The following is a 15,080-nucleotide window of genomic DNA, read 5'->3' as shown; positions in this document are numbered from 1 at the left end:
CGAGATAAATAATAAGGGGTGATTATGTCCATAACTATCCAAGATTTTATGAATCATTTGGCTCAAACAGAGCTGCATAATATGTTCTTTTGGGACAAAGAACATGAAAAGCTGAATGATAAATACGCTGACAGACTGGCTCATTATGTGCTGATGGGTCTAAGAGAGCTGTACACACGCTTTGATTTATGTACATTGGAATTGGATTACCCACTGTACAATGCACGGTCGTATGTGATTGATTTATCTAATGACAAAGAAGTTAAAAAACAAACCAAAGATACACAGATACTGGCGGTAAACCATATGCAGTTAGTGTATCAAGCCAGTGATGATGAAAAAGATGTACAGGCTTATTTTGTACCTAGACACACCAAAGCTGAATATGATGATAGATACCTACAAGCAACGCTCAATGATAATAACCGTATGCCTGTACTTAATCCTAGGGGATTTTATCATTTGGCTTCACCCACTAAGGTGATGTTATACAATCCGCACAAGCCAGCTGACTTAGTTATCACTGTACGAGTGATACCTTACTCACTAGATACCGTAGAGCTGGGCGATGAATTACCACTACCTGTGGCTTATCATAATGCACTGGGTTTATTTATCGCATCACGAGTACTACGCTCTATGGATAACCAGCTAGATGGGGACTTAAATGAATCCACACGCTACTATCAAGCCTATCAACAAGAGCTGATGATGCTAGAGCAGCAAGGCATTGAGCTAGACACCCAACCACAAGATTATTTGTATCAACAGTTTCACCAAAGAGGATTTATCTGATGACACCACAAGAACAACAACTACTGGCTCAACTGACAGGGGGACAACTACCCCCTGATGCTGGTTTAGCACCCAACTTGGCTCAAGCTGATGTACAGGGGCAAGACATTCCCCCTGAACTGTTAGCACAGCTACAAGGGCAAGAGCAACTGCCTACACAACAGCCATCACCTGAACAAGTACTGCAAGAGAAAAAAGCTCGCCAGTTTAAACAAGCATACAGTATGCCTGATGATGACTTTAAGGAATATGGGTACAGTAAGTTGGTCAAACAAAGCCAGTCCAATCAAAAGAAAACCAAGCTGACCAACTGGAAGCAAGAACCCAGTATCCAAGATTTAAAGCATGATTATAACCATGCTCAAACAGCACAATCACGCTTTATCAATGAATTACAAAAGTGGCAAAATCTGTATGATGCCCCTAAGTTTGGGGGTAAAAACCATAAGGGTAGTCGTATCAATCCAAGACTAATCCGTAAGCAAGCTGAATGGACTTCACCTGCACTGTCTGAACCATTTTTATCTACTAATAATCTGTTTGATGTTAAGCCATTGACCTTTGAAGATGTGGATAGAGCCAGACAAAATGCCTTGATACTAAACAGACAATTTAACACCCAACTTAATAAAGTCAAACTGGTAGATGGGGTCATCAGACAACTGGTTAAAAATGGTAGCTGTGTTCTGCGTATGGGCTGGGAATACCAAGAAAAGCAAGTACAAGAACAAGTACCGCTATTTAACTATATCCCTGTACCAGTAGAGCAGCAAGAGCAAGTAGCACAACAACTGGCTGAACTAGAGCAGCTGATGCAAAGTGAACCTGATAGCTACGAAGCACTGCCTGATGAAGTCAAAGCTGGCTATGAGATGAGTGTAGAAAAAGGTATGCCTTATGTGGCTGAACCTGCTGGCTTTACCCAAAAGACTGCCAAGCGTGTACTGGTCAATAAACCAACGGTAGAAATCTGTAATATCAAAAATATCTTTGTAGACCCTACTTGTAAGGGGGTATTTGAGAATGCTCAGTTTGTGGTTCATGCTTATGAGTCATCGTTATCAGAGCTAAAAAAACAAGGGATTTATCATAACCTTGGCTATCTGATGGAACAACAATCCAGTACTGATGGGACAGTGGATAAACCATCTGATGATGTCTTTCGTTTTCAGGATAATGCCAGACGCAAACTGACCGTCTATGAATACTGGGGCTACTGGGATACTGACGGTACAGGGGAGACCAAACCCATTGTCGCTACATGGGTGGGTGATACCATGATTCGTATGGAAGACAATCCATTTCCTAATGGTAAGCTGCCTTTTGTGATTTTTAATTATCTGCCTGAAGAAGACAGTGTCTGGGGTATTCCTAATGCAGAGCTATTGGGAGATAACCAAGAAATCCTAGGTGCAGTAACACGAGGTATGATTGACCTACTGGGTAAATCTGCCAATTCACAGACAGGTTATGCTAAGAATCTATTAGACTCTGCTAATAAAGTGAAATTTGCCACAGGTCAAGATTATGAATATAACCAAGGCTTTGACCCTAGAGTACATATCCATACCCACAAATACCCAGAGATACCACAATCTGCCATGGCAATGGTGCAGATGATGAATAACGAAGCTGAGAGCTTATCTGGGATTAAAGCCTTTGCCAGTGGGGGTATCAACGCATCACACTTGGGTGATAGTGCGACTGCTGCTCGTGGGGTACTAGATGCGGTATCTAAGCGTGAGATGAGTATTCTACGGCGTATCTGTGATGGTTTTATCCAGATGGGTAGATTTATCATGGGTATGAACAGTGAGTTCTTATCTGAAAAAGAAGTGGTACGCATCACCAATAAAGAGTTTGTAACCATCAGACGAGATGACCTAGCAGGGGAGTATGACCTAACACTGACCATCTCAACAGCTGAAGGTGATGAGAATAAAGCACAACAATTGGCTTTCTTATTACAAACCATTGGTAACTCTATGGGCATGGGATTAACCCAAACTATCCTAGCTGAGATTGCCCATCTGCGTAAGATGCCTGACTTAGCCCATACCATTGAAAGCTATCAAGAAGAGCCTAATGAGATGGAGCAACAAATGCAGCAGCTACAAGTGGAGAAACTACAAGCAGAAGTAGAGCTACTCAAAGCTGAAGCCCAAGAAGCTGCCGCCAAAGCACAAGTACAATCTGCCAAAGTGGGTGTAGAGCAAGCTCGTGCTGAATCACTACAAGGGGACGCTGATAATAAAGCCTTAGACTTTGTAGAGCGTGATACTGGCTCAAGACAAGCTCATGAGCTGGATAAGCAAGCGATGATTAACCAAGGTAATAATGAGCGTGAGCTAATCAAACAACAAGGGGCAATGGAACAACAAAACCAACAACATGATTTAAACCTGCTAGGACAACTGGCTAATCAACAGATGGCTTATGACCAAGCGGCTAATATCCCTAGTGCTATCCCTAATCCAAGCCCTGCTACAAGCTCACCACAAGCCCCACAACAAGGATTAACCCTATGATTGATACACAAGTACTAGAGCAAGAAAAGAATGCCGTATATCGCAAAATACAGCTATCTGAAGCGTTAGAACGGCTGATGGTCAATCCAGATTTTGTTGTTGTATTTAAAATGTATTATTTTAAGAATTATGTCCTAGATATGGTCAATCAACTGTCAGGGGTAGTAAACACCCCTGATAGTCAAATACTACATCAAAGACTGGTAATGGTCAGTCAGCTACAAGCTGAACTGGATAATTTACTAACCCAAGGGGCAATGGCAAAAGAGCAACTACAAGAACTCAATGCTATCCCGTTAGATGAGTACACAACATGAGTGAAATTGATTATAACCAACTGTCTGATGAAGAGTTATCAAAACTGGATTTGAGTAATGCTGAAGTAAACTGGGGCAATCAAGCCAACCAAACCAGTGAACCTGTCGCTACTGAAGAAAATCAACAGACTGATGATGCGATGAATACATCAACAACTGATACACAAAACACAGTATCCAAGCAGTCTGCTGATGAACCAGTAGAGCAGGTGTCAGAGCAAGAGCAAAACCAAGACAGTATCAATGCAGATACAGATACAGATACCCAAGTATCACAAACTGCCGTAGATGATACTGATAATGGTGAACAAACCACTGATGATGACCAGACACAGCAGGTAGATTATCAAGCATTTTATGAAACACTGACTAAGCCGTTTAAAGCCAATGGTCGTGAAATCCAAGTTAAAAGTGCTGAAGATATGATTGCTCTGATGCAACAAGGAGCAAACTACTCTAAGAAAATGGCACAGCTAAAACCTAACTTAGCGGTACTAAAAACCTTAGAGCAGCATGGTTTGAATGATGCTCAATCTGTGGCTTATATGGTGGATTTGTATAATAAAAATCCAGAAGCCATTGCCAAACTGATTAAAGAAGCTGATATTGATTTATACAGCTTTGATACTGAACAAGCAGACAACTACACACCACAAACACAGGTCAATGAGCCAAGTCTGCTGGAAGAAACGATGGTGGACTTGTACGGTTCACACGATAAATTTAAAGATGTGGTCAGTGATATTACGACTGTGTGGGACGAACAATCTAAGGCAATGGTGTCAGACCACCCTGAAATCCTACGAGTCATGGCAGAACAAGCACAAAGTGGACTGTATCAACAAATCACTCAAGCAATGGAATATGAACGAATGCTAGGGCGTATGCAAGGCGTACCATTTCTAGCAGCGTATGAAGCGATTGAAGCCAAACTACTACAAGCCAATCAATCCGCCAATACTGGGGTAGATAATCAGCAACCACAGCAGCAAGCATTCACTGCACCTAGACCACAAAACACCCAAAACCAAGTGAATAACCAAACTCAAAAACAAAAGGCTGCTGTACCTAAGTCAGGTAATAGCAAAGCCAATAATGAGTTTGACCCATTAAAACTGTCTGATGAAGAGTTTTTAAAATTCTATAATCAACAAAAATTTCATTAGGAGATAACCTATGACTATCGTATATAACAACGGACAAAATCCTACCAGCGTGGGTGCAACACAACTTAATCCCCATGTATTTGAACGCAAAGCTCTGCTAGATGCTCTAGAAGAGTCTTATTTTGGTCAGTTGGCTGACTCTCGCACCATGCCTAAAAACTCTGGTACTGCGATTAAGCAGTATCGCTATGTCCCTATCATTGATGACCGTAACTCAAATGAAATGGGTCTAGATGCCAAAGGTGCTAAATACGCTCATGGTAACTTGTATGGCTCATCTCGTGATGCTGGTTTAATCACGGATAAGTTCCCTGTACTCGGTGAGCTGGGTGGTCGTGTAAACCGTATCAGCATGACTCGTCAAGAGCTACAATCTAACTTGCAAAAGTTTGGTGTGTTCTATGAATACTCTAATGACTTGATGAACTTTGATTCTGATGCCAAGCTACTAGAACACCTAGAGCGTGAAACCATGCACGCTTGTATGACGGTATATGAAGACAAACTGCAGCTAGACCTATTAACCAATGCTGGCTTGGTAAAATATGCTGGTACAGCTACCCAAAACACTGAGCTGGCTCATGATATGGAGCTGACTTATGCTGACCTAGTCAAGCTGGGTATTGACCTAGATAAGAACCATTGCCCTAAACAAACCAAAATCATCACAGGCACTCAGCTGACAGATACTCGTACAATCCCTGATTGTCGTGTGGCTTATGTAGGCTCTGAGCTTATCCCTACCTTAGAAGCCATGAAAGATTATCATGATAATCCTGCGTTTATCCCTGCTCATCAATATGCTGCTGGTACTACCTTGCTAAAAGGTGAAGTAGGTCGTGTGGCTGGTTTCCGTATCGTGGTAGTTCCACGCATGATGAAATGGGCTGGTGCTGGTGCAAGTGCTACCAATAATGCTTATTATAAAACCAACGGTAAATACGATGTGTTCCCATTCCTAGTGGTGGGTGATGAGTCATTTACTACCATTGGTTTTCAGTCAAGTGGTGGTATGGGTAAATTCCAAACCATTCATAAAAAGCCCGGGGAAGCAACGGCTAACAGTGCTGACCCATATGGTGAAACTGGCTTTGCATCTAAAAAGTGGTGGTATGGCTTTATGCCACAATACATTGAGCGTCTGGCACTACTAAAAGTAACTGCTAAGATGTAATTGGTAAATCCTTATAAAGCTCCCATCAAGTCTGATGGGGGTTTTAACTATTTAACTGTATCAACTATCTAATGTCTAAGGACTAAACATGACTACTGAAACTGTTCAAACTACTCAAACCAAAACAGAACTACAAGCACTAAAAGAACAAGCTGATAATCTTGGTTTGGTTTATCCTGCTAAGGTAACAACCAAAGCACTAAAAAAACTTATCGCTGATGAGCTGTATAAAGCCAGTGATGAAGACATCTCTGAAGAGATTCAAAGTGTAGAAGATGAAAACCTAAAGCTGGTTAATATCATCGTAACTGCGATGAATAACCAACAAGCCAGTGTGGGCTATATCACTATCCAAGTAGGTAACTCAGTACTGGGTACAATCAAGCGTGTCATTCCACTGGGTAAACCATGGCTTGTAGAAAATATTATCCTAAAAGAAATCAAAGCTAAGCAATTTCAACTGTTTACAGAAAAAGACAATCCACAGCAGCGTGGTCAAAAGCTGGTAGAAACTCGTCTAGTACCTGCTTATGCCGTACAAGAGTTGCCACTACCTACCCCTGAAGAAATCGCTGAAATGGCTAAACGCCAAGAAGCTCGTGAAATGATTGAATAATAACCAAGTACATAGGACATCAAGATGAATGTAGAAATCCCTAACAGTCAGGTAACTGCTGGCTTTAATATCCAAGAACTAACCTATGGGACATTAGACGGTGCAGGAGTCTTTGATGTCCTTATGGACGCTGTACAAGCCCATCTAAACCGTGAGTATGAATCACAGCGTATTCGTGGCACAGACTATGCCAATGCTTATATCAGAAGCATGGAAGTGGCTCTACAAACCAGTGCTGAATATGCACTGTCTAAAGCCAAACTGGGTGCTGAGATTACCTTATTACAAAAGCAAGCGGATAAAGTAGATGCGGATATTAAGCTGACTGCCAAAGAACTGGAAGTCAAAGACAATGAAATCGCTCTGGGTCATGCTGAACTTAAGCTCAAAGAAAAACAGCTACCTATCATGGAAAAAGAACTGGAGCTAAAAGGAGCTCAAGTAGAGCTATCTAAAGCTGAATTAGAGATTAAGCGTGAACAAATCCCTATCATGCGTGAAGAGATGGCTATCAAGCGTGAGCATCTGGGTATCGCTAAAGAAGAGTTAAAAATCAAGCAAGCACAGCTGCCGTTGATTGAAAAAGACTTGGCTTTAAAAGACAAGCAGATTGAACTATCAGGGGAAGAGATTAAACTTAAACGAGCTCAAATCCCACTGATGACAGAAGAGCTGGCAATGAAAAAAGAACAGACTTTGATTGCCAAAGAAGAAGTGAAGATTAAAAAAGCTCAACTGCCACTCATCACCAAAGACCTAGAATTAAAAGATAAACAAATCGCTAATATGGCGGAAGATATTCTGGTTAAGCGTGAGCAGATTAATCTATCCAAAGAAGAGCTGAAAATTAAACAAGCTCAAATTCCATTAATCCAAAAAGATGTGGAATTAAAAGAAAAACAGATTGGCTTATCTGCTGAAGAGATTAAGCTCAAACAAGCACAGCTGCCTATCGTCAATAAAGAGCTACTACTCAAAGACGAGCAGATTAAACAATCTAAAGCAGAGACAGATATTAAAAAAGCACAGCTACCATTGATGGCTGAAGAAGTGCTTATCAAAAAAGAAGATGTCAAATTAAAACAAGCACAGCTGCCTATGGTAGCCAAAGAGATTGAGCTAAAAGCAGAGCAAATCAAAAACATGACTGCGGAAACTGAAATCAAAAAAGCACAACTGCCTATTATGGTTAAAGAGTTGGATTTGAAAGCTGCTGAAGTGGATTTAAAACGCACACAAATTCCATTAATGACAGAAGAGCTGAATATCAAAAAAGAGCAGCTTATCATCGCTAAAGAAGAAGTAAAAATCAAACAGGCTCAACTACCGCTAACACAGGCTCAAGTGGCTCAAACCAATGAGCAAACCAAAGTCATCACTAAACAAATTGCTCATACTGAAGCACAGACACAAGCGATTACGCAGTCATTACCTAAAGACCTGCTATATAAAGATGCACAAACAACCATGCTACTGGCTCAATCAGAGTCAGAGAATATGCGTGCATTACTCACAGCACAGCAAGCCAATACAGAAACGCAGCAAACCAAACTGGTAACAGCTCAAACAACCAGCATTACTACCAAGCTGCCTAAAGAAGTACTGGTCATGGAAGCACAGACAGCACAAGTCAAAGAACAGACTAAGCTGGTAACTGCTCAAGTAACCACTGAAGGTAAACAAGCACTGCTGGTAGATGCCAATAAGCTGATGGTAGATGCTCAACGCACGGCGGTAACGACTAAGACACCAAAAGAAGCGTTACTACTAGACAGTCAAAATGCTCAAGTACAAGCACAAACCAAAACAGTCAATGACAGTCTGCCTAAAGATTTGTTAATGAAAGATGCTCAAACCACGCTACTGCTCAATCAATCTGACCATGAGACAGTAAAAGCACTATTAACAGCTCAACAGGCAAATACAGAGACTGAGCAAACCAAGCTGATTAGTACGCAAAAATCACTGGTAGAAAGTAATAAGAGCATGGTAGATACACAGCGTACCACACAAGCTGAACAAACCAAACTTATCACAGCTCAAGTGGCAAATACCCAAGCACAGACATCTGCCATCAATACCAAGACACCTAAAGAAGTAGCAATGCTAGATGCTCAAAAACTGATGGTAGATACCCAGCGTACAGGACAACTGGAGCAAAATAAACTGGTAACAGCACAAGCTGCCAATACCGCTGCTCAAACCAAGACCATCAATGACAGTCTGGTCAAAGACCTACTGATGAAAGATGCACAGACTACACTGCTACTAAACCAAGCAGACCATGAAACCGTCAAGGCTCTGCATACCGCACAGCAAGCAGCAGTGGTAACAGAGCAAGTAGGGCTAAGTAAAGCACAAGTCGCTCTACAAAATGCTCAAGCAGAACTGACACGCTATGAGCTACAACACATCAAACCACAAGAGCTAAAACTGGCTGAACAACGAGTCAAAGTCGCACAAGAAGAAGTGAAAGTCAAAGCAGAAGAGCTAAAACGCATTCCTGCTGAGATTGCACAAATCCAAGCACAAAAAGACCTGTATGCTCAAAAAGTCATTACAGAGCGAGCTCAAGTAGACGGTAGTCCTATCAAGTCAGGCTCAGTACTAGACCGTAACAATCAAGTGCTGCAAGCTCAAGCCAAGAGCTATGATAATGACAGTAAACTTAAGCTGGCATCTATGATGAGTGATGTCTGGAAAGTCCATCATACCAATGCTCAAGAACAAGCTGTACCTGCCGTAGGTGCTGGCTCTAACCGTCTGGGAGCTCAGAACATTGGTAATGCTATCCAAGCAGCCATGCAAGGGGTAGGGGCATCAGTGGCTTAATCAGTACTGTACATTACCTAGTCAATCTGTAAATAAGCTAAAGTATCATTACTTTGGCTTATTTTTATTTATTTTATTTACTGGTTTAAAGGTGAGATATGGGCTGGGCAAGTCGTAAAAAATGGAAAGCCTTTTATGGTGGTGGTACAGTACAGCTGCTAGACAGTAGCAGTAACAAAGACCTAGCGAAAGAAGGTCTAAGACAATGGATATGGGATACATCTGGTTTATTACCATTTACCCATGATATTAAGTTGCATGATTATCTGCTGGGCAATCGTCAAGATAATGTCTATAAACGCTGGGAGAAACTGTATCATCTGGTACAGGTAGAAAAAGCCTATCCTGATATGGTATGGATACAAGATGGTAGTGATAATGCACCTACGCATATCAATACCCTTAACTTTGTCAAACCAGCAGAGCAATACATTAAGCAAAAGCTGGGTAATCAAGTGGCATCTATTTATAGTATAGAGCATAATATCTATAACCCATCATGGGAATTTTATAAGAGCTTAGCTTTTGACTACACGATAGGTGGAAAAGTACTAAATACCAAAAATCAAATACCAGTATATTTTCAGGGCATCTATGAAATAGTTACGCCGTCTAATGGTGGTGTTCCTATAGATGGGGTAACAGATAATGCTACCTATTACCATGATACCAGTATTATCCCCAGTCTAAGTAACTATAAAAGACACACTGCAACAAAGGATAAAGTAACTTGCTTGGTATTTCTGGTAGGAAATAAAATACCAAAGACTGTAGAAATATTAGGAACACCTATAACACTTGATGTTGCTACCCAGTACTTTTTAATCCCTATTACTGAGTTTAGTAATCATCAGTTATATACAAGACCTTATTCATATGATTCACCTGCTAACTATAATCCTAATGCACTGCAAGTTAAATACATAAACCCACAAGGTGCAGTACGCTACTATCAAGAGCGTATCACAGACTTACGCAATCATCAGATAGGGCAACTGGCTAGACAAACCATACAGCGTGTACCACTAGAGCTGTATCCACCCATTCCCTTACGCATCTCTAATATGGATATGGACAGTACAAGTAACCTATCTACCCCTACAACAGGGAGTTTTATTAATCCTGCCAAACGACTACAAGCACTCAAAGAAGCTCGTGATATGAGTGTCAAAGACCGTATCTATGCCAAAGAAGCACTCAAGATAATGGGCTGGAATGCAGGCGAGTTCTTAACCAATCTAAGAGCTGATATTGGTAATGATTGGGGTGAGATAGATAACTTAGCCATTGTACTGGGAGTACCCACACCAGATGGTGATGATGATGTACCTGTTATCCGTAAGTACTGGCATCTGTATCATTACTTGGTGATTAAGCACGCTGCAGCTAATTACTTTAAGCCAATGAAACGCAGTAATGGTTATCAGCCCAGTCATATGTATGAAGATTATTCTTTGACTGTACCTAATACCCTGCAATCTAATCGCTTTAGTATCTGGCTACCTGAGATGCACAGCCGTAAAGAAGGTATAGGTGGCTGGCATCATGGTACTGGCGGTTCGCTTAGTACAGATACTAATGATGTATTTGATATACCTGTGAGTTCATTTAATTCTGGATATACATTCAACAATAGTAATTACTGGCTGGTGGGTGCACCAGAGAATATACCTTGGTATGGGGGTATGTATCATTATGATTTACTTAAGATGCCATCTGTAACCATACCTAAAAAGATGCCAAGTGGTTTTATGGCTTTTTATGAATATAACGGTAATAAAAGTGGTTATGATGCTCAAGGGATAGAAAATGCTTGGCTACCTGTCATTCGTCCACTATTAAACTACCTAACACCAGCAGAGCGTGATGATTTAATCAGACGCTCAATGCGACTGCACTGGTACACTGAAGCATGGGCTAAAGTCCCTAGAAAATGGTATAAAAAATCTATCCAAGTGTCAGCTATCGTAGGTGCGGCAATCTCTGCTTTGATTACTTGGGGTCAAGATGGGGGTAGTCTGTCTGCTGCATTTATCTCTGCTGGTAAGGCATTACTGATTGGTTTGGCGGTAGATAAGCTGGTGGATATTGCTGTTAAGGTGGGGATTATCTCACCTAGGCTGGCAACCATTGTCAAGATAGTTATCTCACTGGTAACTGCCAGTAAAGGAGCTGGCTGGGACTTTAGTAAAATCCTGACAGCACCTAATATCATGAAAGTGGTCAATGGGGCATTTGATTATTATAGCAAAAAACAAGCCCATGAAGTACAACAGCTACATAAGCAGCTACAAGAAAACCAAGCAGACTATGACAGCAAAGTAAAATATCTAAAAGACAAACAAGCTCTGCTAGAAACTGGTGTGGCTAAAGATGCTCATCTGTATCTGAATATGCCAAGCTATAAGCCACAGATAAACTTATTTGAAACCCCTGAAATGATGTATGCTAGACACAATAACTTCAATGTGATAGGTATCTCACATGGCTTAATCAGTCATCTGTCTGATGGCTTATATACCAAACGACAGCCTATACAGGAAGTTAGGGACATTACTCAAGAAGTAGAAGATGTCTTATTAATCACCTAACCACTCAAACCAGCCTAAGGAGATAACCCATGGCAGAAATCGTAGATAATCCATTTTATGTAGACCCATCAGAAACCACAGTAGCAGTAACAACACCCACAGTGGGGGATAGACTAAAGGCACTGTATGGACAGAATGCACCTAGATTTACCATGGCTGATGGTAGTCTAAAACTTTTAGATACTAATGATAACTGGGCAGACTGGTCAAACTTCCCAACAACAACAGCAAATACTAAGCTGGCTGGTACATTAAAACCCTTTGCCTATTCACCAACATCTAATGTACTGGCACTGGATACACCCACAGTAACCGTATCTAATACACCTACCTTAGCTACTACCAGTCCTGCTAATGTGGTACAGGTATCTAATAATGGTATTAATAACGGTAACAATAGCAGACAAACAATAGGTCAGCTTTTGCGTGATAAATATAATGGCACACGATTTGGTCAAACAGCGTGGGGTAGTGCAATTGGTAATAGTGTATTTAATGCTACTGAAACTGGTAGTAACAATGTCAAGGCTCTGAGTGCTGCTGAAAAGATTAGTATGATTGGTAATACCATCAGTAATATCATGACAGCCTTAAATAACCGTAAAGCCATGAAGATGGCAAAACAAGAGCTAAACCATAATATCATGAACAATAACCGTAACTGGGAAGCCATGCGGCGTAATTATAATGCTCAACTAGAAGACAGACAACGCTATAAACTGGCTTACTACAATGCCAATAATAATGGTACACAAACTCGTCCATTGACTGTGGGTGAATATCTGAATAAATACGGAGCATAATGATGAGTACTGAAAATATTTTTACCAATTACCCTAGATGGGAACAAGTCAAAGACATAGATGCCAGTCATGCCATTGATGCGGCATTTAAGTATGCAGAAAACCAACAAAAGGTCTGGGACAATCTGAATAAAGAAGTCCAAGGAGTATTTGACACAGCACAGGCACACAAAGCCAATGAAGTACAAAAGGTGATAGATGCGATGCCTGCGGAAGTGTTAAATAGTCCACTATCCACTGATGTGATTAATACACTGACTACTGATGCGTTTAAGGACATTGGTGGTGCTAGTGCTAAGACAACAGCAGGTATCCTAGGCTATGGTGATAAGCGTAGAGATACTTTGTTGGATAGGGGCATAAATGAGTTACGCTTGAATAGTAATAAGATTGATTATAATCAGAAGAAAGAAACGGACGATGTTAATACTGCGGTACAGACATCAATCTATCTTTCTAATTTGGTTGGGCAATTGACCCCAGTAGATTACGAAAAAGCGACTGATAAAGAAAAACAAGCCTATGAAGATGCTTTAAAACTATACACTGATTTTGATGCCAGTATCCCTACTAACCTACGAAATAGAGTTACAGAAGGGATACTAAACAGTCAAACAAATCACTTAACCAATCAAACTGATTTTTATAAAGCTCAGGGTGGTTTTTATGATATTGCTGCTAGTAACGCCTTACCTGAATTTTTGGTTTATACCAAAAAGCTGGACGCACTAGAAAGTGAATTTAAAACAAACTATGCAAAAGCTGATGGTAATAAAGATAAACAAAAAGAATTGGGTGAAAAATTTGAAAAAGACAAACTGGCTTTAAACCAGAGTCATAGTAGTCTTATCAAAATTTTAGGTGATAATAATATTAACAGCCGTGTACTGCAAGGTCTTGAAAAGTATGCACAAAGCAATCAAGAGTTTGAGTCAAGATTAGCACTTGATAAAGCCAGAATTGAAGCTCTAAAAATACAGGGAATAGTAGCCCAAGATAAAGTTGCTATTGAAGCTTATAAAGCTACTAATCCATCAGGTAATGGTGGAGGTGGTCATGAAACTCCTGAACAAAAAGAGTCCAGAGCAGATGCAAAGAGTGTCCTAAATACTTATAATATTGGTGAGGCATACCAAGCTGCTTATATGACTAATGGTAAAATAAACCCAGACAAAGCGATAACTCGTGGTATTGCTGTCGTTAATACTTTGGTGGATTTTGGTAATCGTGGCTATAATAATAAGCCTATGAGTTATACCGATTTTAAAGCAACATCTACTGGACAAAAAGGTATTAGTGCTTTAAAGAGTATGCCTGAAGGGGCAGCAGAAAAATGGCAACAACAGGTTAGTAAATTGCCTGAGAGTGATAAAATTATCCTGCTTACTGCCATTGCTAATGGTGAACTAATCCCGTATGAAAAAGGGTGGCTTAGTAGTAAAGCGACTGAAGTTAAGGACTTGGACGCAAAAATCCAAAAAACCATCACAGAAGGTCGTAAAGACTTTAAAAATCTGATGCGTAGAACAGCATCAGATAATTTGGTAAATCATATTAACATGGTTTCTGAAGTACTGGGTGTTACCCCTACCCAGTATGTCATCAATAATAAAAAGCTATTTACAACAAAACAAAAGAATGGGGAAGTACTGATAGACCTACTACCTAAAGATTATAGGGACGCTATCAATGCGTCTACGCCTGTTGTTAATACTGCGGTTAATTTACCTAATTATGCAGGCAAAGCACCACCAACACAAGATATGGCAAAGGCTTTGGCTACAGAAAAAGGAAATAACCCTACAAAAAACTCACAACCTAATAGTCTGATGAATAGAGCAGTAGGTACTGCAGTAGCAGTAGCTACTGAACCACTAAGCTGGATTCAAAAACTTTTTAAGTAGGTTAAGATTTAAAGATTACTGCTAAGCAATTTAATATACATAATCCTATTAGAATAGCTAAAGGTAACGCAGTATCTAACCACCAGCGTAAAGTGTAAGTATCTGATTTATTATCAACTGTATGAACCATTACATACTTACTGACTTGCTTAGGTGAGTCAGTATTTTTATCATTTGCTGGCGATAGTTTTTCGTAAAGCCAGACTGATGCACCCACAATCAATACTGCAGGTAAAGGTCCTATTGCAAAAGATAAGAAATACACAGTAAGCATAATAGCTATGGTAATTAGTACTTTATATAGTTTCTGCATTCTACGGATTATAATTAAACTAATAGTAAATAAAAAGAAAT

11 protein-coding genes are annotated in these 15,080 nt (G+C 40.3%); 10 read left to right on the top strand and 1 reads right to left on the bottom strand.

Annotation, left to right across the window (positions count from 1 at the left end; all coding sequences use genetic code 11):
• The first annotated feature begins 24 nt into the window (after positions 1–24).
• The 10 genes from ACFBZI_RS09430 (at position 25) to ACFBZI_RS09385 (ending at position 14,726) form a co-directional block, all read left to right on the top strand.
• Positions 25–795: a hypothetical protein gene (locus ACFBZI_RS09430; protein ID WP_375716076.1), complete on the top strand. Its 771-nt coding sequence runs from the start codon at positions 25–27 to the stop codon at positions 793–795.
• Positions 795–3,323, top strand: a complete 2,529-nt coding sequence (locus tag ACFBZI_RS09425) for a portal protein (RefSeq protein WP_375716075.1) — start codon at positions 795–797, stop codon at positions 3,321–3,323. Before ACFBZI_RS09430 ends, ACFBZI_RS09425 begins: the two co-directional genes overlap by 1 nt.
• Complete coding sequence (locus ACFBZI_RS09420; RefSeq protein WP_375716074.1) at positions 3,320–3,640, top strand: hypothetical protein; 321 nt, start codon at positions 3,320–3,322, stop codon at positions 3,638–3,640. The genes ACFBZI_RS09425 and ACFBZI_RS09420 overlap by 4 nt, the downstream gene beginning before the upstream one ends.
• Positions 3,637–4,806 (top strand): hypothetical protein, encoded by a 1,170-nt coding sequence (locus ACFBZI_RS09415; RefSeq protein ID WP_375716073.1) that lies wholly within the window; start codon positions 3,637–3,639, stop codon positions 4,804–4,806. The genes ACFBZI_RS09420 and ACFBZI_RS09415 overlap by 4 nt, the downstream gene beginning before the upstream one ends.
• A 10-nt stretch (positions 4,807–4,816) precedes the next feature.
• Positions 4,817–5,980: a N4-gp56 family major capsid protein gene (locus tag ACFBZI_RS09410; RefSeq protein WP_375716072.1), complete on the top strand. Its 1,164-nt coding sequence runs from the start codon at positions 4,817–4,819 to the stop codon at positions 5,978–5,980.
• Positions 5,981–6,068: 88 nt separating this feature from the next.
• Complete coding sequence (locus ACFBZI_RS09405) at positions 6,069–6,596, top strand: hypothetical protein (RefSeq protein WP_375716071.1); 528 nt, start codon at positions 6,069–6,071, stop codon at positions 6,594–6,596.
• A gap of 24 nt (positions 6,597–6,620) precedes the next feature.
• On the top strand, positions 6,621–9,428 hold the full coding sequence (locus ACFBZI_RS09400) for a coiled-coil domain-containing protein (RefSeq protein ID WP_375716070.1): 2,808 nt from the start codon (positions 6,621–6,623) through the stop codon (positions 9,426–9,428).
• A gap of 98 nt (positions 9,429–9,526) precedes the next feature.
• Positions 9,527–12,019: a hypothetical protein gene (locus tag ACFBZI_RS09395; RefSeq protein WP_375716069.1), complete on the top strand. Its 2,493-nt coding sequence runs from the start codon at positions 9,527–9,529 to the stop codon at positions 12,017–12,019.
• Between the two features lie 29 nt (positions 12,020–12,048).
• Positions 12,049–12,822, top strand: a complete 774-nt coding sequence (locus tag ACFBZI_RS09390) for a hypothetical protein (protein WP_375716068.1) — start codon at positions 12,049–12,051, stop codon at positions 12,820–12,822.
• Positions 12,822–14,726, top strand: coding sequence for a hypothetical protein (locus tag ACFBZI_RS09385; RefSeq protein ID WP_375716067.1), 1,905 nt, complete (start codon positions 12,822–12,824; stop codon positions 14,724–14,726). The genes ACFBZI_RS09390 and ACFBZI_RS09385 overlap by 1 nt, the downstream gene beginning before the upstream one ends.
• Position 14,727: 1 nt before the next feature.
• Here the strand turns inward: ACFBZI_RS09385 and ACFBZI_RS09380 are convergent, their stop codons facing one another.
• Positions 14,728–15,039 (bottom strand): hypothetical protein, encoded by a 312-nt coding sequence (locus ACFBZI_RS09380; RefSeq protein WP_375716066.1) that lies wholly within the window; start codon positions 15,037–15,039, stop codon positions 14,728–14,730.
• Positions 15,040–15,080: the final 41 nt, after the last annotated feature.

This window comes from Moraxella marmotae (assembly GCF_042219885.1).
Taxonomy (GTDB): domain Bacteria; phylum Pseudomonadota; class Gammaproteobacteria; order Pseudomonadales; family Moraxellaceae; genus Moraxella; species Moraxella marmotae.
The sequence above is the reverse complement of the archived record's forward strand: the minus strand, read 5'-3'. Positions and strand labels throughout refer to the sequence as shown.

Bases quoted from the DNA above. Each gene is read 5' to 3' on its own strand.
- ACFBZI_RS09430 (WP_375716076.1), top strand. From the start codon at position 25: ATGTCCATAACTATCCAAGATTTTATGAATCATTTGGCTCAAACAGAG.
- ACFBZI_RS09425 (WP_375716075.1), top strand. From the start codon at position 795: ATGACACCACAAGAACAACAACTACTGGCTCAACTGACAGGGGGACAA.
- ACFBZI_RS09420 (WP_375716074.1), top strand. From the start codon at position 3,320: ATGATTGATACACAAGTACTAGAGCAAGAAAAGAATGCCGTATATCGC.
- ACFBZI_RS09415 (WP_375716073.1), top strand. From the start codon at position 3,637: ATGAGTGAAATTGATTATAACCAACTGTCTGATGAAGAGTTATCAAAA.
- ACFBZI_RS09410 (WP_375716072.1), top strand. From the start codon at position 4,817: ATGACTATCGTATATAACAACGGACAAAATCCTACCAGCGTGGGTGCA.
- ACFBZI_RS09405 (WP_375716071.1), top strand. From the start codon at position 6,069: ATGACTACTGAAACTGTTCAAACTACTCAAACCAAAACAGAACTACAA.
- ACFBZI_RS09400 (WP_375716070.1), top strand. From the start codon at position 6,621: ATGAATGTAGAAATCCCTAACAGTCAGGTAACTGCTGGCTTTAATATC.
- ACFBZI_RS09395 (WP_375716069.1), top strand. From the start codon at position 9,527: ATGGGCTGGGCAAGTCGTAAAAAATGGAAAGCCTTTTATGGTGGTGGT.
- ACFBZI_RS09390 (WP_375716068.1), top strand. From the start codon at position 12,049: ATGGCAGAAATCGTAGATAATCCATTTTATGTAGACCCATCAGAAACC.
- ACFBZI_RS09385 (WP_375716067.1), top strand. From the start codon at position 12,822: ATGATGAGTACTGAAAATATTTTTACCAATTACCCTAGATGGGAACAA.
- ACFBZI_RS09380 (WP_375716066.1), bottom strand. From the start codon at position 15,039: ATGCAGAAACTATATAAAGTACTAATTACCATAGCTATTATGCTTACT.